The 26,121-nt window shown below is 63.0% G+C and carries 25 protein-coding genes and 1 tRNA gene; 12 read left to right on the plus strand and 14 right to left on the minus strand.

The window, feature by feature from the left end; all coding sequences use genetic code 11:
* Positions 1 to 107: 107 nt before the first annotated feature.
* Positions 108 to 902 carry a hypothetical protein gene (locus EMB92_RS03160; protein WP_223847534.1) on the minus strand — a complete coding sequence of 265 codons (795 nt, stop codon included), beginning with the start codon at positions 900 to 902 and terminating at the stop codon, positions 108 to 110.
* A 47-nt stretch (positions 903 to 949) separates the two neighbouring features.
* Between EMB92_RS03160 and rpmB the strand changes: the two genes are divergently transcribed.
* The 9 genes from rpmB (at position 950) to EMB92_RS03200 (ending at position 6,255) form a co-directional block, all read left to right on the plus strand.
* Positions 950 to 1,189 carry a 50S ribosomal protein L28 gene (gene rpmB / locus EMB92_RS03165; protein ID WP_043167117.1) on the plus strand — a complete coding sequence of 80 codons (240 nt, stop codon included), beginning with the start codon at positions 950 to 952 and terminating at the stop codon, positions 1,187 to 1,189.
* Positions 1,190 to 1,251: 62 nt separating this feature from the next.
* Positions 1,252 to 1,422 (plus strand): 50S ribosomal protein L33, encoded by a 171-nt coding sequence (gene rpmG / locus EMB92_RS03170; protein WP_043167080.1) that lies wholly within the window; start codon positions 1,252 to 1,254, stop codon positions 1,420 to 1,422.
* A 190-nt stretch (positions 1,423 to 1,612) separates the two neighbouring features.
* On the plus strand, positions 1,613 to 1,918 hold the full coding sequence (rpsN, locus tag EMB92_RS03175; protein ID WP_043167078.1) for a 30S ribosomal protein S14: 306 nt from the start codon (positions 1,613 to 1,615) through the stop codon (positions 1,916 to 1,918).
* Between the two features lie 29 nt (positions 1,919 to 1,947).
* The gene (gene ykgO / locus EMB92_RS03180; protein WP_043167076.1) at positions 1,948 to 2,070 is read left to right on the plus strand and encodes a type B 50S ribosomal protein L36; all 123 of its coding nucleotides are present in this window, start codon (positions 1,948 to 1,950) and stop codon (positions 2,068 to 2,070) included.
* A complete protein-coding gene (gene rpmF / locus EMB92_RS03185; RefSeq protein ID WP_150393733.1) occupies positions 2,070 to 2,237 on the plus strand; it encodes a 50S ribosomal protein L32 in 168 nt (55 codons plus the stop codon). Before ykgO ends, rpmF begins: the two co-directional genes overlap by 1 nt.
* A gap of 96 nt (positions 2,238 to 2,333) precedes the next feature.
* Positions 2,334 to 4,001 (plus strand): metal ABC transporter substrate-binding protein, encoded by a 1,668-nt coding sequence (locus tag EMB92_RS03190; RefSeq protein WP_150393734.1) that lies wholly within the window; start codon positions 2,334 to 2,336, stop codon positions 3,999 to 4,001.
* 239 nt (positions 4,002 to 4,240) lie between these two features.
* Positions 4,241 to 4,558, plus strand: coding sequence for a transcriptional repressor (locus EMB92_RS11795; protein ID WP_263390617.1), 318 nt, complete (start codon positions 4,241 to 4,243; stop codon positions 4,556 to 4,558).
* The gene (locus EMB92_RS11800; protein ID WP_263390618.1) at positions 4,531 to 4,719 is read left to right on the plus strand and encodes a hypothetical protein; all 189 of its coding nucleotides are present in this window, start codon (positions 4,531 to 4,533) and stop codon (positions 4,717 to 4,719) included. The genes EMB92_RS11795 and EMB92_RS11800 overlap by 28 nt, the downstream gene beginning before the upstream one ends.
* Before the next feature lie 222 nt (positions 4,720 to 4,941).
* On the plus strand, positions 4,942 to 6,255 hold the full coding sequence (locus EMB92_RS03200; RefSeq protein ID WP_223847535.1) for an ATP-binding protein: 1,314 nt from the start codon (positions 4,942 to 4,944) through the stop codon (positions 6,253 to 6,255).
* 96 nt (positions 6,256 to 6,351) lie between these two features.
* Here the strand turns inward: EMB92_RS03200 and EMB92_RS03205 are convergent, their stop codons facing one another.
* From EMB92_RS03205 to EMB92_RS03220, 4 genes are all read right to left on the minus strand, one after another.
* A complete protein-coding gene (locus EMB92_RS03205; protein ID WP_043167072.1) occupies positions 6,352 to 6,747 on the minus strand; it encodes a Fur family transcriptional regulator in 396 nt (131 codons plus the stop codon).
* 8 nt (positions 6,748 to 6,755) lie between these two features.
* Positions 6,756 to 7,997, minus strand: a complete 1,242-nt coding sequence (gene purK / locus EMB92_RS03210; RefSeq protein WP_223847536.1) for a 5-(carboxyamino)imidazole ribonucleotide synthase — start codon at positions 7,995 to 7,997, stop codon at positions 6,756 to 6,758.
* Entirely contained in the window at positions 7,981 to 8,478 is a 498-nt protein-coding gene (purE, locus tag EMB92_RS03215) for a 5-(carboxyamino)imidazole ribonucleotide mutase (RefSeq protein WP_043167070.1), read from the minus strand. The genes purK and purE overlap by 17 nt, the downstream gene beginning before the upstream one ends.
* A 71-nt stretch (positions 8,479 to 8,549) precedes the next feature.
* The gene (locus EMB92_RS03220) at positions 8,550 to 9,542 is read right to left on the minus strand and encodes a zinc-binding dehydrogenase (RefSeq protein WP_150393735.1); all 993 of its coding nucleotides are present in this window, start codon (positions 9,540 to 9,542) and stop codon (positions 8,550 to 8,552) included.
* Positions 9,543 to 9,862: 320 nt separating this feature from the next.
* Here EMB92_RS03220 and EMB92_RS03225 point away from each other — a divergent pair, with 320 nt between their 5' ends.
* The gene (locus EMB92_RS03225; RefSeq protein WP_223847537.1) at positions 9,863 to 11,950 is read left to right on the plus strand and encodes a 1-deoxy-D-xylulose-5-phosphate synthase; all 2,088 of its coding nucleotides are present in this window, start codon (positions 9,863 to 9,865) and stop codon (positions 11,948 to 11,950) included.
* Here the strand turns inward: EMB92_RS03225 and EMB92_RS03230 are convergent.
* The 9 genes from EMB92_RS03230 to EMB92_RS03275 all read right to left on the minus strand — a co-directional run bounded on the left by EMB92_RS03230 (position 11,934) and on the right by EMB92_RS03275 (position 21,703).
* Entirely contained in the window at positions 11,934 to 13,478 is a 1,545-nt protein-coding gene (locus EMB92_RS03230) for an ABC transporter permease (RefSeq protein ID WP_150393736.1), read from the minus strand. The genes EMB92_RS03225 and EMB92_RS03230 overlap by 17 nt on opposite strands.
* Positions 13,475 to 14,788 carry a CARDB domain-containing protein gene (locus EMB92_RS03235; protein WP_395951755.1) on the minus strand — a complete coding sequence of 438 codons (1,314 nt, stop codon included), beginning with the start codon at positions 14,786 to 14,788 and terminating at the stop codon, positions 13,475 to 13,477. The genes EMB92_RS03230 and EMB92_RS03235 overlap by 4 nt, the downstream gene beginning before the upstream one ends.
* Before the next feature lie 126 nt (positions 14,789 to 14,914).
* Positions 14,915 to 15,616, minus strand: coding sequence for an ABC transporter ATP-binding protein (locus tag EMB92_RS03240; RefSeq protein ID WP_223847538.1), 702 nt, complete (start codon positions 15,614 to 15,616; stop codon positions 14,915 to 14,917).
* Positions 15,617 to 15,862: 246 nt separating this feature from the next.
* A tRNA-Arg gene (locus tag EMB92_RS03245) sits at positions 15,863 to 15,936 on the minus strand.
* Positions 15,937 to 16,010: 74 nt separating this feature from the next.
* On the minus strand, positions 16,011 to 16,880 hold the full coding sequence (locus EMB92_RS03250) for a MurR/RpiR family transcriptional regulator (RefSeq protein ID WP_043166870.1): 870 nt from the start codon (positions 16,878 to 16,880) through the stop codon (positions 16,011 to 16,013).
* 140 nt (positions 16,881 to 17,020) lie between these two features.
* Positions 17,021 to 18,625 carry an MGH1-like glycoside hydrolase domain-containing protein gene (locus EMB92_RS03255; RefSeq protein WP_190973535.1) on the minus strand — a complete coding sequence of 535 codons (1,605 nt, stop codon included), beginning with the start codon at positions 18,623 to 18,625 and terminating at the stop codon, positions 17,021 to 17,023.
* Positions 18,626 to 18,655: 30 nt separating this feature from the next.
* Positions 18,656 to 19,867 (minus strand): MFS transporter, encoded by a 1,212-nt coding sequence (locus tag EMB92_RS03260; RefSeq protein WP_107041495.1) that lies wholly within the window; start codon positions 19,865 to 19,867, stop codon positions 18,656 to 18,658.
* A 382-nt stretch (positions 19,868 to 20,249) separates the two neighbouring features.
* Positions 20,250 to 21,254 carry a LacI family DNA-binding transcriptional regulator gene (locus tag EMB92_RS03265; protein ID WP_150393737.1) on the minus strand — a complete coding sequence of 335 codons (1,005 nt, stop codon included), beginning with the start codon at positions 21,252 to 21,254 and terminating at the stop codon, positions 20,250 to 20,252.
* 203 nt (positions 21,255 to 21,457) lie between these two features.
* Entirely contained in the window at positions 21,458 to 21,703 is a 246-nt protein-coding gene (locus tag EMB92_RS03275; protein WP_150393738.1) for a type II toxin-antitoxin system RelB/DinJ family antitoxin, read from the minus strand.
* A gap of 567 nt (positions 21,704 to 22,270) precedes the next feature.
* Here EMB92_RS03275 and EMB92_RS03280 point away from each other — a divergent pair.
* Positions 22,271 to 23,071 carry an ABC transporter ATP-binding protein gene (locus EMB92_RS03280; RefSeq protein ID WP_150393739.1) on the plus strand — a complete coding sequence of 267 codons (801 nt, stop codon included), beginning with the start codon at positions 22,271 to 22,273 and terminating at the stop codon, positions 23,069 to 23,071.
* Positions 23,072 to 23,076: 5 nt separating this feature from the next.
* Positions 23,077 to 25,944: an extracellular solute-binding protein gene (locus EMB92_RS03285; protein ID WP_223847539.1), complete on the plus strand. Its 2,868-nt coding sequence runs from the start codon at positions 23,077 to 23,079 to the stop codon at positions 25,942 to 25,944.
* Positions 25,945 to 26,121: the final 177 nt, after the last annotated feature.

The following is a 26,121-nucleotide window of genomic DNA, read 5'->3' on the forward strand; positions in this document are numbered from 1 at the left end:
TTCCCTCAACCGGTCACCGACACGACAGCATAACACGTATTGAGAATTATTATCATTTGCGTTAGTAATCGGCGTGTCCCATAGGAGTCCTATAGGAGAACACGCCGTCAGACCGACTCGACGACGTCCTCCGACCTCACCACCAGATCATCGAGCGACACATCGTGCGCATCCTCGTACACCACGGCACCGCGAGCCGCCACGGCGCGGACGATCTCGCGGCAGCGGCATTCGCCGACCGCATCGACATGGCGCGTGAGGCAGCCGGCGCCGACCACGGGAAGCTGCAGCACATGCGAGGCCTCGTGAATCAGACGTACGACCACGGCACCCGTGGAACGATCGTCGAAGACACCCTCTTCCCCCACGCCATACATGCACAGGCGATCGTCATCGAAGAACCGCTCCTCGAATTCATCCAATCCGACGACACCGGCGATAGCGGCGACACGCATCGCCTCGCCCCATGCGTCCAGCCGGAAGGAGTCCTCGAGATACTGCATCACCGGCACCGCCTCCATGCCGACGGGCAGGACGATCAGGAACGCGTCGGTACGGTCGCGCAATTGCCCAAGCGCCCGACCGGCGTCATGCTTGACCGAGCACGACAGGCAGCAGTCATCCACAGACAACGTCTCCGACTCGCCGATCCGGACGCCATCCACACCCGCGTACGAGACGCTGCGCACGAGAACGATCCCAGATTCGGCGGCTTCGTCCGGACGCACGTCGTAGACGATGGAACAGACCGATGGATGCGAGTCGACCAGCGAGAAGACCGCCGCGTCAAGACTCAGCCTGTCAGCTCCGGTGAGCAACACCACCGGAGTGAAGCCTTCGACGTTTCCGGCCTCATTTTCCCCATATCCCAGCGATGGATGAATCATGCGTTTCCCTTTCACGACACACGTTTGTTGATAATGATTATCATTATGGTACACTCGTGGACATGCCCAAACAATGTCAACTGCTGGGCACGCATGCCTCCACAGGCAACACCGTGTCCCATTCGCATAGGAAAACCCGCAGAACCTTCAGCCCGAACCTGCAATCCAAGCGGTATTGGGTTCCCTCGCAGGGGCGCTACGTCACACTGACGGTCAGCGCGAAAGGCATGAAGACCATCGACCGCATCGGCATCGAAGCGGCCTTGGCACGCATCGAACGCCGCGCGTCACACGGACGCTGAACCCGCGACGGCAACCAACCGACGATCACGTCCGCAGAACCACACCAACGAAAGCGACAACCATGTCAAGCAAATCATCGGAGATCCGACCGGTCATCACCCTTAAGTCAACGGCGGGGACCGGCTTCACCTACACGACCCGCAAGAACCGACGCAACACGCCGGACCGACTCGAACTGCTGAAGTTCGATCCGGTGGTACGCAGACGAGTCGTCTTCCGGGAAACCCGATAAGCCGTCTCCATATCCACCACGCCGTCGTTTCTTAGGCAGATTCTGCGTTTCCTAGGCACATCCGCCGTGGAACGCATACGCAAAACCGTACGAATACAGCCATCGGCCGTGCGTGACACGACGGCAAGGTGCCTAAGTAACGAAAAATCTGCCTAAGACATGAATCCGCCCATTCCCAAGGAGCATCACAGTGGCCAAAACCAGCAAAATCAACCGACAACTGCAACGCGAGCGCATGGTCGCCAAGTTCGCGGAGCGACGCGCGCAGTACAAGCACGACAGCGTCGACCCGCACCTGACGGCCGAGGAACGCGCCGAGGCGATGCGCAAGCTACACGCCCTGCCGCGTGACGCCAGCCCCACCAGACTGCGCAACCGCGATTCCATCGACGGCCGCCCCCGCGGCTTCAACCGCAAATTCGGGCTGTCGCGCATCAACCTGCGCGAAAAGGCACACAAGGGCGAACTGCCCGGCGTCACCAAATCCAGCTGGTGAACCACAAACCGTAGATAAGAAGCAACACCATGAAAGTCAAGGCATCGATTCGCTCGCTGGCGCGCAAGGACGGCTCCGTCATCGTGCGCAGGCGCGGGCATCTGTACGTCATCAACAAGAAGAACCCCCGATGGAAAGCGAGGCAGGGCTGATGGCATTGCCGAAAGTAAGGAAGTCTCGCGCGAACACGCGCACACGCCGATCCCAATGGAAGGTGCAGGCACCGCAGCTCGCCACGGTGACAACCCCCGAAGGCGAGATGGTACAGGTTCCGCAGAACCTCGCCGCAGCCGTACGCAAAGGATACGTGAAACCGTAAGAGGCAAAGCCTCGTCCACTCGGCTTCCGCAACAACACCAATCAGAGAAATCAAAAAACCAAAGAACCAGAGAATCAAGTAGAAAGAAGGACCGACATGACCGATCAGAACACCAGTCAGCCCGGCCCCAATATTAATCACCACACTGATCACAACATCCAGACGGACACCACCCCGACCGTCGACGGAACCGCTCGCCGCAACGGCACGGTCAACGTCATCGTCGCGTTCATCGTCGGCGCGCTGCTCGCCGGGCTCATCGCGGGAGCCGTGGCGTTCCTGAGGCCGAACGAGGCATCCTCGAACGGCGCCGAAGGTACTGCGACCGCAGCGTCGGCCGGCGCCAAGGATTCCTGCGACACGACATTCACCGTGGTCGCCTCGGTGAACCAGTGGGGTTCGCTTGCCGAGCAACTCGGCGGCTCTTGTGCCGAAGTCACCTCGCTGATCAACTCGACCTCCGCCGATCCGCACGACTATGAGGCGACCGCCGCCGACCTGGCCAAGCTCGCCAAGGCCGATGTGGTCGTGCTCAACGGCGCCGGCTACGATGGCTGGGCGGAAAAGGCTCAGCTGGACAAGAACAGGCAGCGCATCGTCAACGTGGGCGACCTCATGGGCATCACCGCCACCGAGGAGCACTCCCACGAGCACGAAGAGGGCGGCGAAGGCGAGGAAGGTCATCACCACCATCACCACGGCTCCACGAACCCCCACGTGTGGTTCAGCCCCGAAGCCGTGCTGAAGGCCGCCGAGGCGATCAACGACGCCTACGTCGCCGAGGCCGGAGAGAACTCGAAGACCGCCGCCACCGTGCAGCGTCACTTCAACGAGTGGAACGGCGAATACGCCGACTTCGTCGCGCTGGTGAACAAGGGCCGCGCCGCGGGAGTCGAGCGCAACTACGTGGCGACCGAGTCGATTATCAGCTACCTGCTCGATTACATCGGCGCGACCGACAAGACCCCCGAAACCTACACCAACGCGATGAACAGCGAGGCCGAGCCCTCCGCGGCCGACCTGAAGAACGCGATGGACACCGTGGCCGGCGACGACGTGGACATCCTCGTCGTCAACCCGCAGGAGATGGGTGGCTTCGCCAAGAAGCTCAACGAAGCCGCGATCTCCAGCAACAAGACGATCATCTCCGCCACCGAGCAGCTGCCCGAGAACCAGAAGACGCTGCTCGGATGGCTCACCCTGATCGCCAAGCAGGCGCTGGCGACCGATACCACGAACGGCTTCTTCCTCACGCAGGACGTCAAGGACCGCACCCTGTCCGATTACGAGGGCGAATGGCAGTCGGTGTACCCGTTCCTCAAGGACGGCACGCTCGACACGGTGATGGAGGCGAAGGCCAAGAAGGGCGACATGACCGCCGAGGAGTACAAGCAGTACTACGACACCGGTTATAAGACCGATGTTGAGAAGATCGTCATCAAGGGCAACCAGATGAGCTTCACCCGCGGTGGCAAGACCGCGACCGCAACCTACAAGTACGACGGATTCAGGATCCTCGACTACGCGAAGGGCAACCGCGGCGTGCGCTTCCTGTTCACCGCCACCGGCGACGTGCCAGAGGGCGCGCCGAAGGTCGTGCAGTTCTCCGATCACGGCATCGCACCGGGCAAGTCCGCGCACTTCCACATCTTCATGGGTAACGCCTCCCAAGAGGAGACCCTGAAGGAGATGGACAACTGGCCCACCTACTACCCGGCGTCCATGAGCGGCAAGGAGATCGCCACGGAGATCCTGGCTCACTGAGCCATACCCGCGGCGTCGTCCCGAGCCGGCCCCTGAACCACCACTTGCGCCCCGATCGAATACATCGTTCTCCGCCGATCGGGGCGCATCATCATGTCACGCCAGCCTACGGATATGGCGACACCGGCACGCCGGACCGATACGGTCGTGGCGGCCGACCCATGGATTCCCAGCAGCACCACTCGACTTGTCTCATAAACGATAACCACTATCACTATCCAGGGGAGGGGAGGAATGCAGTGAGCGATCATGAGGAGCAACAGCGCAACGAGCGAACAGCGCAGCCGCCCAACCCCCGCATCACCAGACCACGCATGCTGATCGAGCAGACGCTGTCGGAGTTGTCGCGCTTCGCCACCGCCCAGGAAATCACCGACATACTACGCAACCGAGGCACGCGCATCGGCACCACCACCGCATACCGGAATCTGCAGATGATGGCCAGCCAAGGCAAGCTCGACGTCATTCACATCAACGGCGAAACCCCCTGTATCACGCCTGCGCCGACCATCGTCACCACCACCACATCATGTGCCGGAGTTGCGGGAAGACCATAGAAATCGAGATTCCAGGGCTGGAACAGTGGATCGATCAGGCGGCGGCCAAACTGCACTACATCAACGTCGCCCATGAGCTGGAAATCTATGGCCCGTGCCCCCGCTGCGCGCGGAAGGTCATCGACAGTGCCCACGACGGCGACGGGCAGCGAAACCGGTAACCATATGCGACCAACAGCGCAAGGCATGGGTGAACTCGTGCAATAGGATCATGTCGTATCATGAAAAACGTCGCAAATCATCCACTGAAAATATATTATAACGTCGCATAACCCATCCTTTATATAACGTAAAACGTCGCAATATACAGATACGATTACTTGTGAAACGTCACAGAACAAGGATCGTCAATGACATTGCGAAGAACCGTTTGGGAACGACTCGTGGAGTGGAAAGCAAACCCGCGCAGACGCGCTCTGCTCGTCGACGGCGCGCGGCAGGTCGGCAAGACATATCTCATTCGCCAGTTCGCGGCGGAATACTATGACGTAGTGCTCGAAATCAACTTCCTAGAGACACCGAGCGCCATTGACGCCTTCGCCGGGGATCTCGACGCCGACACCATCATCACGAACCTGTCCGTCTACAGCAACCGTCCCTTCGCCCCCGGACGCACCCTGATCTTCCTAGATGAAATACAGGAGTGTCCGAGAGCCCGCACCGCGATCAAGTTCCTCGTGGATGACGGACGGTTTGACTACATCGAATCCGGTTCAATGCTCGGGGTCTCATACAAGGAGGTCCCTTCATACCCGGTCGGCTACGAGGAGAAGCTGACCATGTACCCGCTGACGCTGGAGGAATTCCTCTACGCCAACGGCATCCAGAAACCCATCATCGATCGCACCCACGCATGCTTCACATCCAAAACGCCGGTGCCGGCGCCCGTGCATGAACGTCTGCTCACATTGTTCCGTCGCTACATGGTCGTGGGAGGCATGCCCGCCGCGGTGTCGTCCTTCGTCGAAACACATGACCTGCGTGCCGTATTCAATGTGCAGCGCGGCATTCTCGATCTGTATCGTCAGGACATCGCCAAATACGCCGCCACCAAGATGCACATCCGCTCCATCTTCGACGCGATCCCCTCTCAGCTCGACAAGAAAAACAAGCGGTTCGTTCTCGCCGACCTGTCCAAAAGCGCACGCATGGAACGCTACGCCAGCGATTTCATGTGGCTCGCGGACGCCGGCGTGGTCATTCCCTGCCGCAACGTGACCGAACCGGTCAGCCCTCTGAAGATCAACGAGCACCGGAGCCTGATGAAGGTGTTCATGGCGGATGTCGGTCTGCTGAGCGCATTCGGTATGGGAGACGCGCGCCGCGAACTGCTTACCGGTGATGCCGGCATCAACTGGGGCAGCTTCCTGGAGAATCTGATAGCCCAGGAATTGCTCGCCCATGGGCTCGAGCCCTACTATTACGACCGCGCGCGGATCGGCGAAGTGGATTTTCTCATCGAGCAAAACGGACAGGTCATTCCCATCGAAGCGAAATCAGGCAAGGACTACACGAGGCATGCGGCCCTGAACAATCTGCTGGCGGTCAGGGAATGGGGGCTGGGCCAAGCGATCGTGCTGTGCGCAGACAACGTATCCGTCGACGACGATCAACCGGCCATCACCTACATGCCTTGGTATATGACGATGTTCATCGAAAAGCCGCAGCCCGAGCACATCATCATCGAGGAGCCATGATCGCGTATCGTCCGAATCCGCACTGCACACCACATAAGCGAGGCCTCGACCATATGGCCGAGGCCTCGCTGTTTAATGCCGCTATCTGACCGTCGCTTACTGCTCCCGCTGGCACTCGGGGCACAGGCCGAAGACCTCCAGCGTGTGGCTTTCGACGGTGAAGCCGTGGCCCTCGGCCACCTTGCGCAGCCATGCCTCGCTCGGCGGGTCTATCTCGACGGTCCGCCCGCACTTGCGGCACACCAGATGATGGTGATGCCCGTCGTCGCCGCACAGGCGGAACAGCTGCTGGCCGTCGAGGCGGATCGTGTCGGCGGCGCCGGAGTCGGCGAGCGCGTTGAGCTGCCGGTACACGGTGGCCAGCCCGATCCGCAATCCCGAATCCTCAAGCCGACGGTGAAGGTCCTGCGCGGAGATGAACTCGTCGCAGTCGGCGAGCGCGGCTCGGATCGCGTCCTTCTGTTTGGTCTGACGTTCGATGTGTTCAACCATGCGAACCGTCACGCCTCTTTCCCGGATTTCCCGGCGGCCGGAGCACCAGCGGGCATGGGCTTGACGAACGGGCGCGCATAAGCTTGAAGATCATCCCAGCAGCCGGTGGCCTCGAGCTCGGCGACCGTGCGGGCCGTGTCGTCCGTCAGGACGGTGATGTGGCCCATCTTGCGGTTGTGGCGCAGCTGCGCCTTGCCGTAGTCGTGCACGTTCCACTCGGGATGCGTGGCGATCTGCGCGCGCGTGGGCAGGACGTGCTGGCCGAGCACGTTGACCATGACGGCCGGGCTCAGCAGCTTCGGCTGGATGAGCGGCCATCCGGCGATGCCGCGGATGTGCGCGTCGAACTGGTCGATCGAGCACGCCTCGATGGTGTAGTGGCCGGAGTTGTGCGGGCGCGGGGCGAGCTCGTTGACGATGACGCGGTTGTCCTTGGTGACGAACAGCTCGATGGCGAGCGTGCCGGCCAGTTCGAAGCCCTTCGCCAAGGCCAGCGCCATCTCGTGCGCGGTCTTGGCGATCGAGGGGTCGACCTCGGCCGGGGCGATCGTCATGTGCAGGATGTTGTTGCGGTGGTCGTTGCGCACGATCGGGAAGGTGACGTAGTCCTTGCCGTTGCCGGACACGAGGATCGACGCCTCGAACGCGAAGTCGACGAAGCCTTCGAGGATGGACGGCGGGAAGCCGCCGCCGCGATCGCCGCGGGCGCGGATCTTCTCCAGATCCATATCGTTCCTGAGCACATGCTGGCCGTGGCCGTCGTAGCCACCGGAGCGGGTCTTGAGCACGCACGGGTAGTGGAGGTCGTCGATGGCGGCCTCGAGCTCGTCGAAGTCGTTGACCTCGCGCCACGGAGCGGTCTCGATGCCGTGCTTGTTGATGAACGTCTTCTCGTTGATGCGGTCCTGCGTGACGCGCAGCAGGTCGGTGCCTTGCGGGGCGGCGACCAGATGGCGCACCTCGTCGATCGATTCGGCGTCGACGTTCTCGAACTCGTAGGTCAGGACGTCGGACTTCTCGGCGAGATCGTGGATGGCGGTCTTGTCGTCGTATTCGCCGACGATCTGGAAGTCGGCGACCTGCGCGGTCGGGCAGTCCGGGGTGGGGTCGAGCACGCCGATGCGGAAGCCCATGTACTTGGCGGACAGCGCCATCATGCGGCCGAGCTGGCCGCCGCCGATGATGCCGATCGTCGCGCCCGGCTGGAGCATCTGCGTGGCGCCGTGGGTTTCCTCAAACAAGCTGGGCATTGGATTCGGCCACCTTCTCCTTGAGTTCGTTGCGGTAGTCCTCGAGCTTGGCGGCGAGCCCCTCGTCGAATGCGGAGAGCATCTGCACGGCCAAGAGGCCCGCGTTGGTGGCGCCGGAGTTGCCGACGGCGGTGGTGGCGACGGGGATGCCGCCGGGCATCTGCACGATGGAGAGCAGGGAGTCCCAGCCGGACAGCGCGTGGGAGCGCACCGGCACGCCGATGACGGGCAGGGTGGTCTGGGCGGCGATCATGCCGGGCAGGTGGGCGGCGCCGCCGGCTCCGGCGATGATGACCTTGAGACCGTTCTTGCGCGCGTTGTGCGCGAAGTCGGCCATGAGTTCCGGCGTGCGATGCGCGGAGATCACCTGCTTGAAGTAGGCGACTCCGAACTGGTCGAGGATGTCACAGGCGCGCTTCATGGTCTCCCAGTCACTGGAAGAGCCCATGACGACGGCGACTTCGGGCTTGGTGTCCGTCATTATCATTTACCTCCGCGTTATTGAGAATACGGTCTTACTGTACTCCTCTATGCGGTCCGCGCGGAAGCGCCCTACAGGCTGATCGCGACCTTGCCGAAGATGTCGCCGCCGACCACTCGCGCGAACGCCTCGGGCGCGGATTCGAGGCCGGTGAAGGTCGAGTCGACGACCGGGTGCAGGTCGACGTGCTCGACGAAGCGCAGGAGGCGGGCGAAGTCCTCTCGCGAGCCCATCGTGTTGCCCTGCACGCGGATGTCCTGGAAGAACACGCGTGTCAGTTCGGCTCCGGGCTGGTCGCCGGTGGTCGCCCCGCACACGGCGATCGTGCCGCCGGGGCGCACGGACTTCACCGAATGCGACCATGTGGCGGCGCCGACCGATTCGATGACGGCGTCGACCTTGCGCGGCAGTCGCGCGCCGGTCTCGAACGCGGCGTCGGCGCCGAGCGCGAGCGCCTTCTCTCGCTTGTCCGCGGAACGTGAGGTGACGAACACCTCGAGGCCGGCGGCGTGCGCGAGCTGGATCGCCGCGGTGGAGACGCCGCCGCCCGCGCCCTGCACGAGGATCGTGTCGCCGGGTTTGACGCCTGCGGCGGTGAAGACGAGCGAGTAGGCGGTCAGCCAGCTGGTGCCGAGCGCAGCGGCCTCGACCATGGTGAGGTTCGAGGGCTTGGCGAAGACGTTGGCGCTGGGCACCTGCGTCCTGTCCGCCATCGTGCCGGCGTACTTCTCCGACAGGATCGTGCGCCGCTCCCCCGGCATGACGCCGGCGCCGTCGGTGCCGACGAACGTGTAGAGCACGACCTCGCTGCCGGCCTTGAGCCCGTGGCGCACGGGGATGTCCTCGTCGAGGATGCCGGCCGCGTCGGTGCCGAGGATCATCGGGGTCTGTTCGGCGGCGAGTCCCACGCCCCTGAGACTCCACAGGTCGTGGTGGTTGACGGTCACGGCCTTGACCGAGATCTTGGACCAGTACGGCCTGGGTTCGGGGTCGGGCATATCGCCCACGGCGAGTGCGGAGAGCGGGTTGTCGTTGTTCACTGCGGCTGCGTATACGGCCTTCATCGGAGTTCCTTTCGTTCGGGTTGCCCTTCGATCGCGCGGCGGATCGACATGTCCGCACACGGGACGGCATGGGGCATGACTCCGGCGTGCGGCGCGACTTCGGTGCCGCACCTGCCGTTTCATTGTCTCACGTCCGATCGCGATGCCGTGTAAGGATCCGTTTCGATCCATGTGCGGTCCAGACATACGGCGGGTGTATGTATATACGAAGATGTTGGGCGCATTGCGATGCGTGCGTGTAATGCCGGAGGGAATCGTCTAGGCTGTTGCCCTCGGAAGACATTCGAGAGGAAGGGCGCACGGTAGGTATGGGGATGGATATGACCGGTACGGTGGATGATGCCAACGGCGGACTTGGCGGAGGGCCCGATGCGGCGGTCACCGGGCGCTGCGACGTGCTGTCCCGCATCATCGGCCCTGACGACGTCAAGGCGCTGTCCCATAGCGAGCTGCATGAGCTGTGCGGCGAGATCCGTTCCACGCTGATCGCGTATGGGCATGCGCACGGCGGCCACATCGGATCGAATCTCGGCATGGTGGAGGCGACGGTCGCGCTGCATCGCGTCTTCGATTCGCCGTATGACCGCATCGTCTTCGACGTCTCGCACCAGAGCTATGTGCACAAGATGCTCACCGGACGCGCGCAGGCGTACCTCAACCCGTCGCGCTTCGACGAAGTGACGGGATTCACGAACCCGGACGAGAGCGTCCATGACCAGTTCGTGCTCGGTCACACCGGCACGTCGATCTCGCTGGCGTGCGGATTGGCGAAGACGCGCGACATGCGGGCCGCGGCGAACCACGACGACGCCGGCATCGGCAACGTGATCGCGGTGATCGGCGACGGGTCGCTCAGCTCCGGCATCGCGTTCGAAGGACTCAACAACGCGGCCGAGCAGGGCGGCAACCTCATCATCGTGTTCAACGACAACGAGATGTCGATCGCGGGCGATTTCGGCGGCATGTACGGGCCGCTGGCGCGTCTGCGCGAATCGAACGGCACCGCGCAGCCGAACATCTTCAACGCGTTCGGACTGGACTACCGGTATGTGGCCGACGGCAACGACGTGGATGCGCTGGTCGCCGCGTTCGAGGAGGTCAAGGGCATCGACCACCCGGTGGTCGTGCACATCCACACGCTCAAGGGCGCGGGGCTCGAATCCGGGGACGACACCAGCCGCGAGGTCGCCCACGCGACCGATACCGGCGTCAACGAGACGGGCAACCTCGCGCACGTCGAGCCGTGGCACTCGGACCACTGCAACCTGTCCGACCACGATCCGCACGAGGGACAGTGCGAGGCGTCGCACTGGCAGACGCCGGACAGGGCGATCGGGCGTCCGGACGATCCGCGCAAGCATTACGGCAAGCTCGCGATGGCCGCACTGGAGCGCCGTTTCCCCACGGAGCCGGGGCTGGTGGTCATCTCCCCCGCGACACCGGGCTCGAACGGCATCACGCACGAGTTCCGCGAGCGCGCCGGCGCGCATTACGTGGATACCGGCATCACCGAGGCGCATGCGGTGACGTTCGCCGCGGGCATCGCCAAGGCGGGCGGCACGCCGGTGGTGGCGACGACCGCGTCGTTCTTCCAGCGCGCGTACGACCAGTTCTTCCAGGAGATGAGCCTCAACCGCTCACGCATGACGGTCCTCGACTTCCTCGGCGGCCTGTCCGGTTCGGACAACACGCATTCGGGCGCGTACGACGTGACGATATTCGCGAACATCCCCGGCGTGACGATGCTCGTGCCGACCTCGACGCGCGACTATCTGGCCGATCTCGCATGGGCGACCATGCCAGCCGACACAACGAGAGCGGAAGGCACGCCGGAAGGCCCGGTGGTGATCCGCGTGCCCGGTCAGGCGATCCTCGACCGTGAGCGCGCGCTGGGACGCGCAGTGACGCCCGAGGAGGTGCTGCGCGGCGAATCCGCGACTGCGGAGGCGGGCGATGCCGCGCAGATGCTGCGATACCGTATCGACCATCAGGGAGCCGACGTGGCGATCATCGCGCTTGGCAACACGTATCCACTGGCCGAAGCGGTGGTCGACACGCTGTCCTACGCGGACACGCCCATCGACGCGACGCTCATCGACCCACGCCAGTGCTCCTCGCTCGACACGGTGACGATGGAATCGCTGCGCGCGGATCACCGGCTCGTCGTCACGTTGGAGGACGGTCAGCTCGAGGGCGGCTGGGGCGAGAAGGTGACCGCGTACTACGCGAATCACCACGCGCCGCAATCCGATCCCGCCCGGGATCCGCGCTCCCCGCGCGTCCTCAACTTCGGCGCGGACAAGGAGTTCACCGACCGAATCCCGCTTGCCGAGCTGAACGAACGCTACGGCCTGACCGTCGGGAGCATCATCGCACGCATCCGCGAGGAGCTCACTGCTCGTTCTTGATGGCGTCCAGCGCGGGGATCTTCACGGCCTTGTTGGCCGGTCCGAATCCGAACAGCAGGCCGACGCAGGTCGCGAAGAGGATCGCGAACAGGTACAGCCACCACGGAATGACCGAGTAGCGGGTCACGTCCTCGCCTCCGACGATCGCCTGCCAGACCATCGTGCCGAACGACGCGCCGCCGCCTGAGCCTGACCCTGATCCGTCGGACGAGGAGGACGACATGCTGGAGAGCCACATGCCGCCCACGTTGATGCCGAGCGAGACGAACGCGCTCAACGCGGCGCCGATCGCACCGCCGAAGAAGCCGATCGCACCGGCCTCGGTCAGGAACATGACGCGGATGTCGCGCACATAGCAGCCGAGCGCCTTCATGATGCCGATCTCGCGCGTGCGCTCCGACACGGACATGACCATAGTGTTGGCGATGCCGATGGCGGCGACGAGCAGCGACACCGCGCCGATGCCGCCGAGGATCAGCTGGATGACGCGAGTGCCCTCCTCCATCGACTTGCGCAGGTCCTCGTACGACGACGTCTCGTAGCCCATCGACTTGAGCTGCGATTCGACCTGGGGCACTTCGGACAGGTCCGCGGCCTTGACGAGCACCTGATCGTAGGTGACGGACTTGGAGGCGGCGGACGGGTCGATCTTCTTGATGAGGTCCTGCATGGTCTTCAGGTCCATGACCAGTCCGTCGCTGGTGGCGTAGCCCTTGTTGTAGTCGCCCTTCAGCACGCCGGTGACCTTGAAATCGACGGTGACGTTCTGCGACTGGGATGCCGCGCCGGACGCTCCGGACGCGCCCGAGCCGCCGCCGTACAGCCGCTGCACGTACGGATCGCCCTGATAGTCGGCGCCGGTGACGAGCGTGAGCGGCGTGATGAGCGGGTTGAAGAACGGCTGCTCGCCTTCGGGCGTCTCGCACTGTCCGGTGGACTCGTTGAAGACGCAGGAGCCGTCGTCGGAACGGGCTCGCTGGGAACCGTTGTGCAGCGAGTCCATGAAGCCGTAGGCCACGTTCTCTCCGGCGAGGATCTGATCGTCGCCGACGGGCTTCTCACCCCCTTCGAGGGTGTAGCCCATCGTGTCGAGCTGGCTCATGTCGATGCCCATGATCTGGATGCTGTCGTAGATGTAGCGTCCGCCGGCACCGGCCTTGGCGGTGGCGTTGTACTGCAGGTTCCTGACCGGGGTGACGCCTTCGACGCCGTAGAGGCTCCGGAAGGATTCGACCGCCTTGTCGTCGAGCTTGACCGAACCGGACCCGACGGAGGACGACGAGGCGCCGCCCATGCCGCCCATCATGCCCATGCCACCACCGCCACCGGACGTGTACACGGTGACGACCGACAGATCGCCCATCGCCTTGAGGCTTCGCTCGTTCTGCTCGGTGATGCCCTGACCGAACGAGACCATGAGCACGATCGAGCAGCATCCGACGATCACGCCGAGGACGGTGAGGATCGTGCGCGACTTGCGGCGGAACAGGTTCTGCACGCACAGTCTGAGGATGTCGGCGAAACTCATGCGCGACCCCTGCGTGCGCGGCGCGCCTGAGCCTGATCCGCGGGCCCATCCCCTGCGACGGACGGGGTCTGCGGCGTGGCGATCAGCTGCGTTGCCTCGGGGTCGGATGCGGAGGACGGTGCGGGAACGGGTGCGGTCTGCGCGGCCACGGATGCGCCAGACGCACCGTCGGCGGGATCGGACGGGCCCGTCTTGCCGTCGCCGTCGGGCTTGTTCCACTCATCCCACTCCTCGTCGATCTCGCTCTTCTTCGCCTTCTTCTTGCGGCGGCGGCGCACGAGCACGACGATGAGGACGACCACGACGATCACGGCCACGGCGATGGCCGCCCACGCCCATGCGGGCATGCCCTGATTCTGCTGGGGTTCCTCGAACGTCGTGGCGCCGGCGGGCATGGGGGCGGCGTCGGCGACGTTCACGGTCACCGGGAAGTCCTTGGACTGGGCCTTGCCGTCGGAGTCCTCATAGGCGATGTGCAGCTTGGCCTGGAGCTCGCCGGACTGCGTGGGCGTGAACGCGAAGCCGATCGAACCGTTCGCGCCGGAGGCGACATTGCCGATGTACTGGGTCTTGGCCGTGGTGTCGAATCCGTCGCCCTCGATCGACGCCTCGACGTTGGCGATGTCACCCTTGCCCTTGTTCACGTAGTTCATCGTGATGGTGGTCTCGTTGCCGACGGTCGCATCCTCGGGCGGCACGGGGGCGTCGAGCTGGAACCGGTCGGGCTGGGAGACCGGTACGGAGATCCTGATGTCGGAGGAGCTGGAGGAGCGCGAGCCGGAGTCCACGTACTCGTAGCGGAAGCTCACGGTCACGCCCTGCGCGCCGCTCTTCGCGGCCGGCAGTGCCTGCATCGGCACGCTCTGCGTGGCCGAACGGCCGGCGGAGAGCGCATCGAAGTAGAACGTGTTCGTGCCGCCGGCGATGGCGAAGTTCTCACCGCCATCCACGGTGACGACCATGTTGCTCACCGCCACCTTGCCCTTGTTCTGGAACGTGAACGAAAGCGTGAAGTCGCTGCCGACCGCGACCGAGCCCTCGCCGTATGTGAAGTTGGTGATGATGACGTTGGGCACGGGACCGGCGATCGGCGTGGTGGATTCACCTCCGGAGGAGCCGGAGGCTCCCGAGGCGGCACCAGAGCCGCCTGACGTCGCCTGTCCGGCGGCGACGTTCGTGCCTTCCGCATGGGCGATGCGCACCGCGGGCGCCAGCGGGGAGGCGGCAAGCATGAGCGCCATGGCGAGCGTCATCAACAGGGCGATCAGCGTGCGCGGCATGCGTGCGCCCGAACGTGACGCCGACGCCATCGGCACTGCGGCTCCGGAGTCCGGGCCCTTCGTTCCTCGTGTGGTCATGGTGTGTCTCTCCTTCTTCCTTGGGTTGCTTCCTTGATTGCTTCCTTGGCCTCGTGTGCCTGTGTTTTCCGTATTCGGTCAGTTTCCGGTGAGTCGATCATCGACGACCCGCCCGTCGAGCAGGGTGACGATGCGGTCGGCGTACTGCGCCATGTTGTCGTCGTGCGTGACCAGCACGATGGTCTGGTTGAGGTCGCGCGCGAACGAGCAGATCATCTCCATCACGTCGACCTTGGTCTTCGAGTCGAGATTGCCGGTCGGTTCGTCGGCGAACACCACCTCGGGTCTGGCGACGAACGCGCGGGCGATGCCGACGCGCTGCTGCTGGCCGCCGGACATCTGCGTCGGATAGTGCGTGAGCCGCCTGCCGAGTCCGACGCGCTTGAGGATGCCGCGTGCCGCCGCCTCGCGACGATCCTTCGGCACGCCGCGGAACATGAGCGGCATCGCGACGTTCTCGACGGCGTTGAGGTTCGGCAGCAGGTTGTACGACTGGAAGACGAATCCCAGATGACGCTGACGGAAGGCGGCGAGCTCGTTCTCATCAAGTGCGGAGACGACCACTCCCCCGATGCGCACGCCTCCGCGCGTGGGCTTCTCCATGCCTGCGAGCTGGTTGAGCAGCGTGGATTTGCCGGAGCCGGATTCGCCGTAGATGCAGCAAATCTGGCCGCGGGGAATGGCGAGGTTGACATCCTCAAGCGCGACCACGGTCTCATCCGCGGTGGGATATTCCTTGCGCAGATGCCGCACCTCGATCATCGGATGTGATGGTGGCATGACCCTTCTCCTTGCATTCGTCGCCATTGGCGGACATCGGCGCATCTCTCGTCGCGCACACTTACGGTCAGTCTATAGCGTGAAGGATGCTCTTGCACCCCTTACACCCTTAGGGGTGTTTCCGGAAAAAAACAGTTGCCGATGTTGTCCGATGTTGTCCCGAAGCAATCCCGAAGTAATCGAAGCAATCCGATAAAAGAATGAAAAAAGCCCTTGGAAACACGGTGATTCCAAGGGCTTTGCCGGTGACCCCGGCCGGGCTCGAACCGGCGACCTACAGATTAGAAGTCAGTTGCTCTATCCAGCTGAGCTACGGGGCCAAACTCGTGACATTGTAATAGCCGGGGTGGAACGACACGAATCGACAACCTACAGATTCCCTGCAGATTAGAAGTCAGCTGCGGTATTCGCGGTCGGCGATCATCCGACCGGACTGGTCGAGCGCCGTGGAGAACCGGCCGTAGTCGGACAGGATCACGCCCATGTACAGCATGTCGACGAGCGCGATGTGGGCCACGCGCGAGAAGATCGCATTGCCGTAGATCGTCTGCGTACTTGATCCGGTGATCAGCGTGACATCGGCCGATCCGGCGAGGGGCGAGCCGATATGGTTGGTCACGGCGATGGTACGGGCGCCTGCGGATTTGGCCAGACGCAACGCTTTGACGGTGTCCGCGGATGAGCCGGAATGCGAGAACGCAATGGCCACATCCTGATCACGCAGGTGCCCCGCTCCGATCTGCTGCAGGTAGGCGTCCGTGTTGAGGCGGCAATCGAGCCCCAGATACATCAGCTTGGTGAACAGATCGGTGGCCGGGACCAGCGAGTTCTCGACACCATAGATATCAATGGCATGCGCGTCGGCCAGCAGCGCCGTCGCCTTGCGGAACGCCTTGACATCGAGGCAACGGCGAAGTTCCTCGATGAGCGAGGCGGCCCCAGCGGCGGCCTTGGCCGGCACATCCTCGGGGCTGTCCCACGGGTTGAGGTCGAATCCTTCGAGCGGATCGAACGTCACCTGATGTTCCGCCTCGGGATGGCGCAGCACGTATCGCAGTTCGCGATAGCCGCCGAAACCGAGTTTGCGCGAGAAGCGGATGACCGTGGGCTGGCTTACGTGCGTCGCCTCCGCGAGCTGGCCGACGGTCAATCCCGCCGCCTCTTCGATATGATCGCGGATGTAACGCGCGACGGCCCGTTCGGCCGGGCGAAGCGAAGGGTATACGTGATCGATACGCTCGCGGATTCCCACCGAAGACTGCACGGTCCCATCTCCTACAACGTCACGCCTATGATGCTCTACGCTTTCGTAGCCTAACCGTCGCGGGTGTGTCGCCGGGTGATATAACCCGACATCCAAGTGAACCGTCCGTTAACTTTTTCGTGGGTCGACTACGTTCCGCGTCACTGCACGTAGGCAGGCAGTGGAACGGTGATCGAGGGATGGTCGGAGTCGTCGTGGAGCGTACGGCCATCGATGAGAACGGTGAGTCCGGAACCATGTCCGTATCGGTCGCCCAAAAAGTCGTAGTAGATGTCGACGGTGGTGCCGCCGACCGGCAGGTCGGTCAGGCGCCAGTACGGCATCGCATGACCGGTGGCGAGCGGCGTCACGATGAGAGTAGCGCCTCTGCCGGCTTCATCGACACGCACGCCGGCGAGACCGGAGATGACCAGATCGGCGAACGCGGAGTGGTTGTAGTCCTTGCCGCGTTCGTAGCCGCCCTTGTCCTCGCGCCACTGCCACGCCTCGAGCTGGTCGCGGGAGATCCACGCGCCGGTGTCGGCGTCGAGATCCTCGTCGATCCAGTCAAGGACCTCGCCGTTGTCGCTGTAGCGGACATGGATGCCCGCGTAGCGGCGCAGTTCGCGCAGGAAGTCGGCTTCGGCCACGCCGTGGCGTCCCGAACGGATCTCGGCGATCATCGAATTGAGCGTCTGCGTGGTGGCATACGGCCAGCAGGGGCCGTTCCACTGGCACTCATGCGCGGAATCACGGTTCATGTATCGCGGGTGGCTGATCTCGGCGGTGCGGATGCCCGCGGCACCGGCGAAGTGGTCCGGGTCGTCCAGGAACCGCCATGCCTCCTCGTGCCTCGCGTCGGCGATGCCGAACGCCCACGGGATGTAGCCGATCTCCTCGCGCACGTTGCGCATCGGGTCGACGTCGTCGAAGTCCGTCGCGGCGAGGATCCCGTCGCGCTCGTCCAACGGCAGGACCTTGAAGAAGCGTCCGTCCGGATCCCACAGCTCCTCGCGGATCAATCCGGTCAGGGCGGACGCCTTGGCGTCGAATTCGTCGGCGAGCGGCTGCCGGCCGGCCCAACGCGCGATGGTCGCGATGGCGCGCGCGTTGGCGACCATGTAGCTGTTGAGCGTGGGACGCAGGCCCGATCCGGAGATGGAGTCCTCCATCGCGTCACGGTCGTCGTACGACCAGAACAGGCCGTAGCGGGTCATGTTGCGTTCCTCGACGGTGTGGTAGAACCGCACGAAATCGTCGAGCAGCCCGATCGCGAACTCGCGGTCGCCGCGCGTCACCGCGTATCGGGTGACGGCGTCGACCACCCAGGACGAGTAGGACAATTCGTCGCCGGAGCCGCGGAACCAGAAGTTCACGTAGCTGCGCACGAGGTCGCCGCCGTCCCTGAGCCATCGGGCCTCGGCGATGTGATGGCCGTTGGCGCAGTTGATGGAGTTGTAGGCGCCCGCCCAGTAGACGTCAGGCAGGAACTCGGTGATGATGCGTCCCTCCGGGGTGGAGGTGATGTGCTTGCGGAACGTCCACCAGCGGAACCAGTAGACGCGCTCGATGAGCCGGTCGGCGCATTCGAAGAACGGCACCTCGTGGTTCAGCCAATCGGCGGCCATGTCGTCGGTGATGTCCTGCGGGTAAAGCTCCTCGTCGTTGCGGTTGAAGAACGCGGCGTAGTGGTTGATGACGTCACCCTTCGCACGCAGCGGGGCGGGGGCGGTAAATTCCTCGACGGGCTGGTACACGTCGGCCATGATGATTCCTTTCCGATGTCAGTTGACGGGTCAGGCCTTGACCGTGGTGTCGGCCGACTTGTGGGGCATGTGGGTGTAGGCGAACACGCCGACGATGATCAGCAGGAGGGCGATGCCGAACGGCAGGAACGACACGGCCAGATCCTTCGAACCGGAGACCGCCTCGATCGCAGTCATGGCCAGCGGGGCCACGAAGATGCCGACGTGGAAGCCGATCATGATGGCGGTCGACCAGAACGCCTGCTGGGACTTCTTCGCGTACTTCGGCAGCTGGTTGAACAGCCACGGCCCCAGGATCGGTCCGGGCAGGTAGAAGCAGATGATCGACGCGACCAGCAGCGCGTAGCTGCCATTGGCGAAGTACAGGAAGAAGCAGCCCAGCGCCTCGATGAAGATGCCCAGATACAGGGTGTTCATGTCGCCGAGGAACTTGTTGAGCGCACCGAAGCCGAAGCCGGAGACGATGCCGGCGGCCACGCCGATCGACATGATCGTGGACGTGTTGAAGTCCGCGCCCAGAGCCTCCTGGGTGACGGCGGCCCAACGCACGAAGCCGGACTGCATCGCCACCAGATAACCGGCCGCGAATAGCACGAACAGCGTCAGGATCACGACATTGGACTTCTCTGCGAACACATCTCCGGAGCCGTCGGCCTCCTCATCGTCGTTATCGGCGAGCTTGACGTCGGGGACGACGACCCAGAACCATGCGAGCGCGGCGAACGCGAGGATGTAGGCGGAGAAGGACCCCTGCCAGCCGAACGAGGAGGCCAGCACACCGACCAAGGCGGTCAGGATCATCTGGCCGATGTTCTCGAACGCGCCTCGGATGCCGAGCAGCGTGGAACGGGTGTCACCGGCCCACATCACCTGGATGATGGCGACGGCCAGCGAGTTGTACAGACCGAGGCCGAGTCCCAACACGATACGCGAGATGAGGATGACGGTGTAGTCGTTGACGAACATCGGCACCACACCGGAGATGCCGACCAGCGCCACGCCAAGGCCGATCACGTTCTTGAGTCCGAGGAACCGAGCCAGCGCCGGGCTCAGCAGCAGCGTGATCAGCGCGGTGAGCGAGGGCGTGGTGGACAGCAGCTCGGCGGCCGCATTGGACACATGCAGACCATCGCGGATCTGCGGCAGGATGCCGTTGATGATGTTGGAGCTCGTCAGCAGCAGCGACACCGCCAACACGGCCAACTGCACGTTGAGGCCGTACTTCTTGACTTCTCTTGTCATGGTTGTTCCTTCGATGTTTGTTTCCTTGCAGGCTGGGCGACGCGGATATCCGACATTGGCGAAGTCCTTGCCGCCCCTTGCGTGGGCGATATCAGCATAACACGTTTTTACAATAACGTTTAACCTAAAGTCGACAACTACTTGACAAACATCTATATTTGGCTAAATTCCAACGTTTATAAGACCTATCCCCATGAGCTCGCACGGCGTGTTGAAACGTTCTAGTCAAGCTATGAATTTAAACGATATTTCTTCGGCCTATATGGAATGCACCTCACACACGAGCATCTCGCGCACATATGCGACACGGGAATGAGGACGCACGGGACCGTGCGAGACGCCGCCCCTCACCGAATCAAATCCGGGCGGCAGGAAACTGAATTCAGGCGGATGCGCCGCGGACCAGCGAGAAACCCACCAACTCACGGCGCGCAGGAGCATCACCATCCGCCTTGATGCGCTCAACCAGCATGGACACCGCGGTTCTCGCCATGCCTTCGAAATCGACGGCTATGGTGCTCAGACGCGGCATGCAGTAGGATGCCGGACTCACGCCATCGAATCCGAACACGGCCTTGTCATCGGGGACCCGAATGCCCATGTCCGACAAACCCCTGATCATACCGAACGCGATGAGATCGTTCATACAGAACACGGCATCATATCCCAGATCAGCCTGCACAAGCGTGGCCGCAGCCTTGGCGCCACCCTCGACCGTCCAGTCGCAGGGAATGGTGTCGCTTGCCGATCCCAGACCGGAATCGATCATGGCCCGCACCGCAAGATGCGAGCCGGCGTTGCGCCCCTCCTGACCGAACTCACCGGCGGCGAACCTGCGTCCGCCGGCGATCGCCGCATGTTCGTACCCCTGGGACTTGAGATAGGCGAACGCCGTCCTGAACGACGCCTCCAACGGCAAGGCCACATTGTCATACTGGGGATGTTCGGCGTAGTCCTCGAACAGCACGGCAGGATGCCCACCGATCAGCGACTGAAGATCGCTTTCCGAGATGTTATGCAGGTTGATGATGAGGCCATCGCACATCGGCGTGCTGATTCGACGAAGGGAATCCCTCTCGGCTTCGGGCGAGGCATTGGTCTGCATCACGACGGTCTGGTACCCCCGTTTGGCCCCCTCACGGGAGATGGCCCATGCAAGGTCGGAGAAATAGGGGTTCGATAGTTCCGGCACCACGAACGCGATCACACCGCTGGTTCCTTGTTTGAGGAATCTGGCGGAGATGTTCGCCGTATAATGCACCTTCCGCGCAGCCTCGAGAATTCGCTCGCGCGTAGCCGGCTTGAATCCCGGTTCACCGCGCAACACCACCGATGCGGTAGCGACGGACACCCCCGCCTCCTTGGCGACGTCACGCAATGTTGCCATTCACAAACCTCCCGATCCATCCATAACGCGACTTACGTAAACGTTACACCACACGTAAGAGCCGGATCGGGAACGGACGCCCCACACCGTTATCCCAGGCCAAGCACCACCGCCAACTGCCGAACCTGTCGACCGCGTCGCTCTGCACGACGACGACCGGTCTGGGTTTGCTTGCATATCCGTCCGCCTGAAGCGTCCAGATCTCACCGCTCCTCATCGGACATCCTCAGCGCGAGATCACTGGCGTAATCCGCGGCCTCCTTCTCGGAAGCAAACGGCTCGGCCACCTCACGCGGCACACGCACCGCATAAGGGAAACCGCGGTAATCATTGAACGCGCTGATGAACATACGCAGCGCATCGGCCGGGGTAATGCCGAGCCGCTTGGTGGTCTCCCTGAAAAGCGCCGCCTGATCATCGTCAACGCGAGTGGCAATCTGCACACCCATGCTAACTCCTTAATTCTATTTAGTATCATTTTATACCAAATTACACTCAATGCAATTGAGCTCAACAACCGGTCATGCGACGCAGCCCATCACCGACATCAGGAAACCGTAAGCTACGTAGCACGCAATCGCGGCAAGTCAAAGAGGATGCCGCAAACCGCTATGTGACCGCGCTCACATGCACAATACGCACATCGCATCGCCTCAAAACTACGTGGACTACATCCACCACAGGTAGTTTCACTCGCTGTTCACCGTACTTTCAGTCAGGTTTCCACACAACACAGTGGAGAGGCACCGAAACGGAACCATCATGGTAATTGCGCAAGGCGAACGGGCATGACCAAGCGGGAATGACCGGACGCGGGGCGCAGCGGCGAGCAGTCTCGAGCCGTGACACACAGTGCTGAACACACAGTGCATACCGCATAACTGAACAACAACTGAACATCGATCACGGCGATGAACCCATGGGACCGATCAATCCGATCAGACCCCGCGGGAACGGAGCCACACCATAAAGCGGACCCGGACAACGGGCCGCATGATGAGAGGCAGTCGAAGAATATGCTCGAATTGAAGAACATCACCAAGTCGTTCGGCGACACCCACGTCCTGAACGGCATCAGCCTGGAACTCGACAACGGCAAGATCATGTCGATCCTCGGACCCTCCGGCGGCGGCAAGACCACGCTGCTCAACATCATCCTCGGCATCACCGAGCCGACGAGCGGCAAGCTGATCTACAACGGCGAGGACCTGACCCACGTGCCGATGGAGAAGCGCGGCTTCAACATCGTGTTCCAGGACTACGCCCTCTTCCCGAACCTCACCGCCTACGAGAACATCACCTACGGCCTGAGGAACAACCCCGGCATCTCCTCCGAGAAGGAGATCAAGGAGATGATCTCCCTGCTCGGCCTCGAGGAGCACCTGAACAAGCACATCGACGAGCTCTCCGGCGGTCAGAAGCAGCGCGTGGCGCTCGCCCGCACGCTCGTCATGAAGCCGAAGCTGCTGCTCCTCGACGAGCCGCTGTCCGCCCTGGACGGCGTGATCAAGGAGTCCATCAAGGCCAAGATCAAGCAGATCGTCGAACAGTACAACCTCACCACGATCATGGTCACCCACGATCCGGAGGAGGCCTGCACGATGAGCGACAAGGTCCTCATCATCAACCAGGGCAAGGTCGCGCAGTACGACAGCCCGGAGAACATCATCGAGCACCCGGCGTCCGACTTCGTGAAGAAGTTCATCCTCCACCAGCTCGAGGTCAAGCGCAACAACATCTACACCCTGTTCAACGAGGGCGATCAGGACGCGGCCAAGGCCAACGCCCAGCTCGCCGCCGCAGGTCAGGAGGCCTGAGACCCATGTCGGCTGAATCCATCCAAGCGGGCAAGCAGCTGCCCAACATCCGCCCCGAGATCCACAACTACGAGGCCCGGCCGTCCAAGCCGAAGCAGACCGAGCTGTGGACCCTCCTCGTGATCGTGGCGGTGTGCTTCCTCGGCTTCCTCGTCGTGCCAATGATCCTCGTGATCATCCGCTCGTTCACCACCGCCGGCGGGGCCGCCACCCTCGAGAACTACACGACGATCCTCTCCAGGCCCGAATTCGGGCGGTCGATCACCAACTCGCTGACCGTGGCCGCGGTCTCCGCGCTCGTCGCCGTGATCCTCGCGTTCCTGCTGTCCTACACCATCAACTGCACGAACGTGCCGCGCGGCCTCAAGAAGGCCATCGCCCTGCTCGCGCAGCTGCCGATGCTCCTGCCGACCATCACCTACGGCTTCGCGATCATCTACTCGTTCGGCAAGAACGGTCTGATCACGCAGCTCATCGGCCACCCGCTGTTCGACATCTACGGCTTCAACGGCCTGCTGATCGGCTACGTGATCTACACGCTGCCGACCTGCTTCCTGCTGATCAACAACAGCTTCCAGTTCGTCGACAAGAAATTCATCATCGTCTCCCACATCATGGGCGACAAGCCGATCACCACGTTCCTCAACACCGTGCTGCGCCCGCTGGTCGGCACGATGGCCGTCGCGTTCATCCAGTCGTTCTTCCTCGCGTTCACCGACTACGGTATTCCGACCTCCGTCGGCGGCGAGTACGACGTGCTGGCCATGACGCTGTTCAACCAGATGCTCGGCTCGATCCCGAACTTCAACCGCGGCGCCGTGATCGCAGTGTTCATGCTCATCCCCTCGATCATCTCGATCATCCTGATGACCGTGCTCGAGCGCTTCGCGATCCGCTACAAGCAGATCAGTCAGGTCGACCTGCCCAAGGGCAAGAAGCGCGACTGGATCTGCGGCATCCTGTCCGTGGTAACCCTCGTGTGCGTGCTCTCCGTGTTCCTCGTGATCCTGCTCATCCCGTTCGTCCAGGAATGGCCTGACCACCTCGGCTTCACCTTCTCGCACATCGCGAACCTGTTCGTCGACTCCCAGCTGACGCAGGTGTTCGTCAACTCGCTGTACGTGGCCGCGATGACCGCCATCTTCGGATGCGTGTTCGTCTACGCCGCCGGCCTCGTGACCTCCCGCTCGAAGCTGCCCGGCTGGGCCCGCCGCTCGGTCGACGCGATCTCCGCGATCATCAACACGGTCCCGGGCATGGTGCTCGGCATCGCCTTCCTGTTCGCCTTCTCCGGCTCCCCGCTGCAGAACACGTTCTGGATCCTGATCATCGCGAACATCGTGCACTACTTCGCCACCCCGTACCAGATGATCAAGGACTCCCTGACCAAGATGAACGCGGGATGGGAGACCACCGCCAAGCTCATGGGCGACAACTGGTTCAAGACGCTGATCCGCGTGGTCACGCCGAACGCGTGGCCGACCCTGCTGCAGATCTTCGGCTACTACTTCGTCAACGCGATGGTCACGATCTCCGCGGTCGTGTTCCTCACCGGCGCCCGCACGCAGGTCATCACCACGAAGATCTCCGCCCTGCAGCACATCGCCAAGTTCGACGACGTGTTCGTGCTCTCGCTGCTCATCCTCGTCGTCAACCTCGTGGTCAAGGGCCTGATCGCCCTGTTCACCCGCGACCGTTCCAAGGAGCGCGCGAAGGCCCGCGCCAAGGAACGCGCCGCCGTGAAGACCCCGCAGTTCGCCGCCTCGTTCAGCACCGTCAAGCCCAGCAGCCAGCTTGCGACCGCAGCGGCCACCTTCCAGCTGCCGAACGACGGCAACCGCAAGGCCAAGGGCCTGCTCACCGGCATCGCCTCGGCGGTGTGCGTGGCGCTGCTCGTCACCTTCGGCGCGGTCTCGACCTCCGCGGCCGCGGCCGGCGGCAAGGTCGTCATCTACACGAACGCCGACGAGGAGGCCGTCACCGCCTTCGAGCATGCTCTCGACGACAACGGCTACAAGGACCAGTACATCATCCAGGAGTTCGGTACCTCCGAGCTCGGCGGCAAGATGCTGGCCGAAGGCAAGGCCCTCGAGGCCGACATGCTGACGATGAGCTCCTACTACGTCGACTCCGCACAGGAGCGCAACCACATGTTCGCGAACCTGACCGACGTGCACACCAAGCTGCTCGGCGACACGGAGAACTCGAAGGCCCCGGCCTACCGCTCCCCGACCACCGCGCAGGAGGGCGCCATCATCATCAACACCGAGGCCCTCAAGGCCGCCGGCGTCGAGGCCCCGAAGAGCTATGCGGACCTCGCCAAGCCCGAATACAAGGGACTCATCTCCGTGCCGGACATGGAGGGCTCCTCCACCGGCTGGCTGATGATCCAGGCCATCGTCGACGCCTACGGCACCGGCGAGAAGGGCAAGCAGATCCTCACCGACATCTACCGCAACGCCGGCCCGCACCTCGAACAGTCCGGTTCCGGCCCACTCAAGGCCGTGCGCGCCAAGGAGGTGGCGATCGGCTTCGGCCTGCGTCACCAGGCGGTCGCGGACAAGAAGAAGGGCCTGCCGATCGACTACGTCGATCCGACGGAGGGCAACTACTCGCTCACCGAGTCGGTGGCCGTGCTCGACAAGGGCAACGCCACCAACCCGAAGGCGCAGAAGATGGCCGGCATCATCATCGACAAGGGCCGCAAGGAGCTGCTCCAGACCTACCCGACCCCGCTGTACGAGGGCGAGAAGGCTCCTGCGAACGCCTCCAAGCGCTCCAAGTCGTTCCCCGAGCCGCTGACCGTCGACCTGCTCCAGCAGCATCAGGACTTCTCGTCCGAATGCAAGCGGATCGCGCAGGGCGAGGCGTAAAAGCGGACAGCCCGGTGGACTGTCCGTAGCCAAGCCCCGAGTGAGACGACAGTCGAACGAGGGCAGGATGACAGTCTCGCCGCAGGTGAGTCCATAACGCAAAGCAAACGCAACTAGCAAACTAGATTCGACACTCCGCCCGCAGGGCGAAATCTACGTAGAAATTTTCAAAAACTC

Origin of the sequence: Bifidobacterium callitrichos, from assembly GCF_008698085.1 — a bacterium.
GTDB classification, from domain to species: Bacteria; Actinomycetota; Actinomycetes; order Actinomycetales; family Bifidobacteriaceae; genus Bifidobacterium; species Bifidobacterium callitrichos.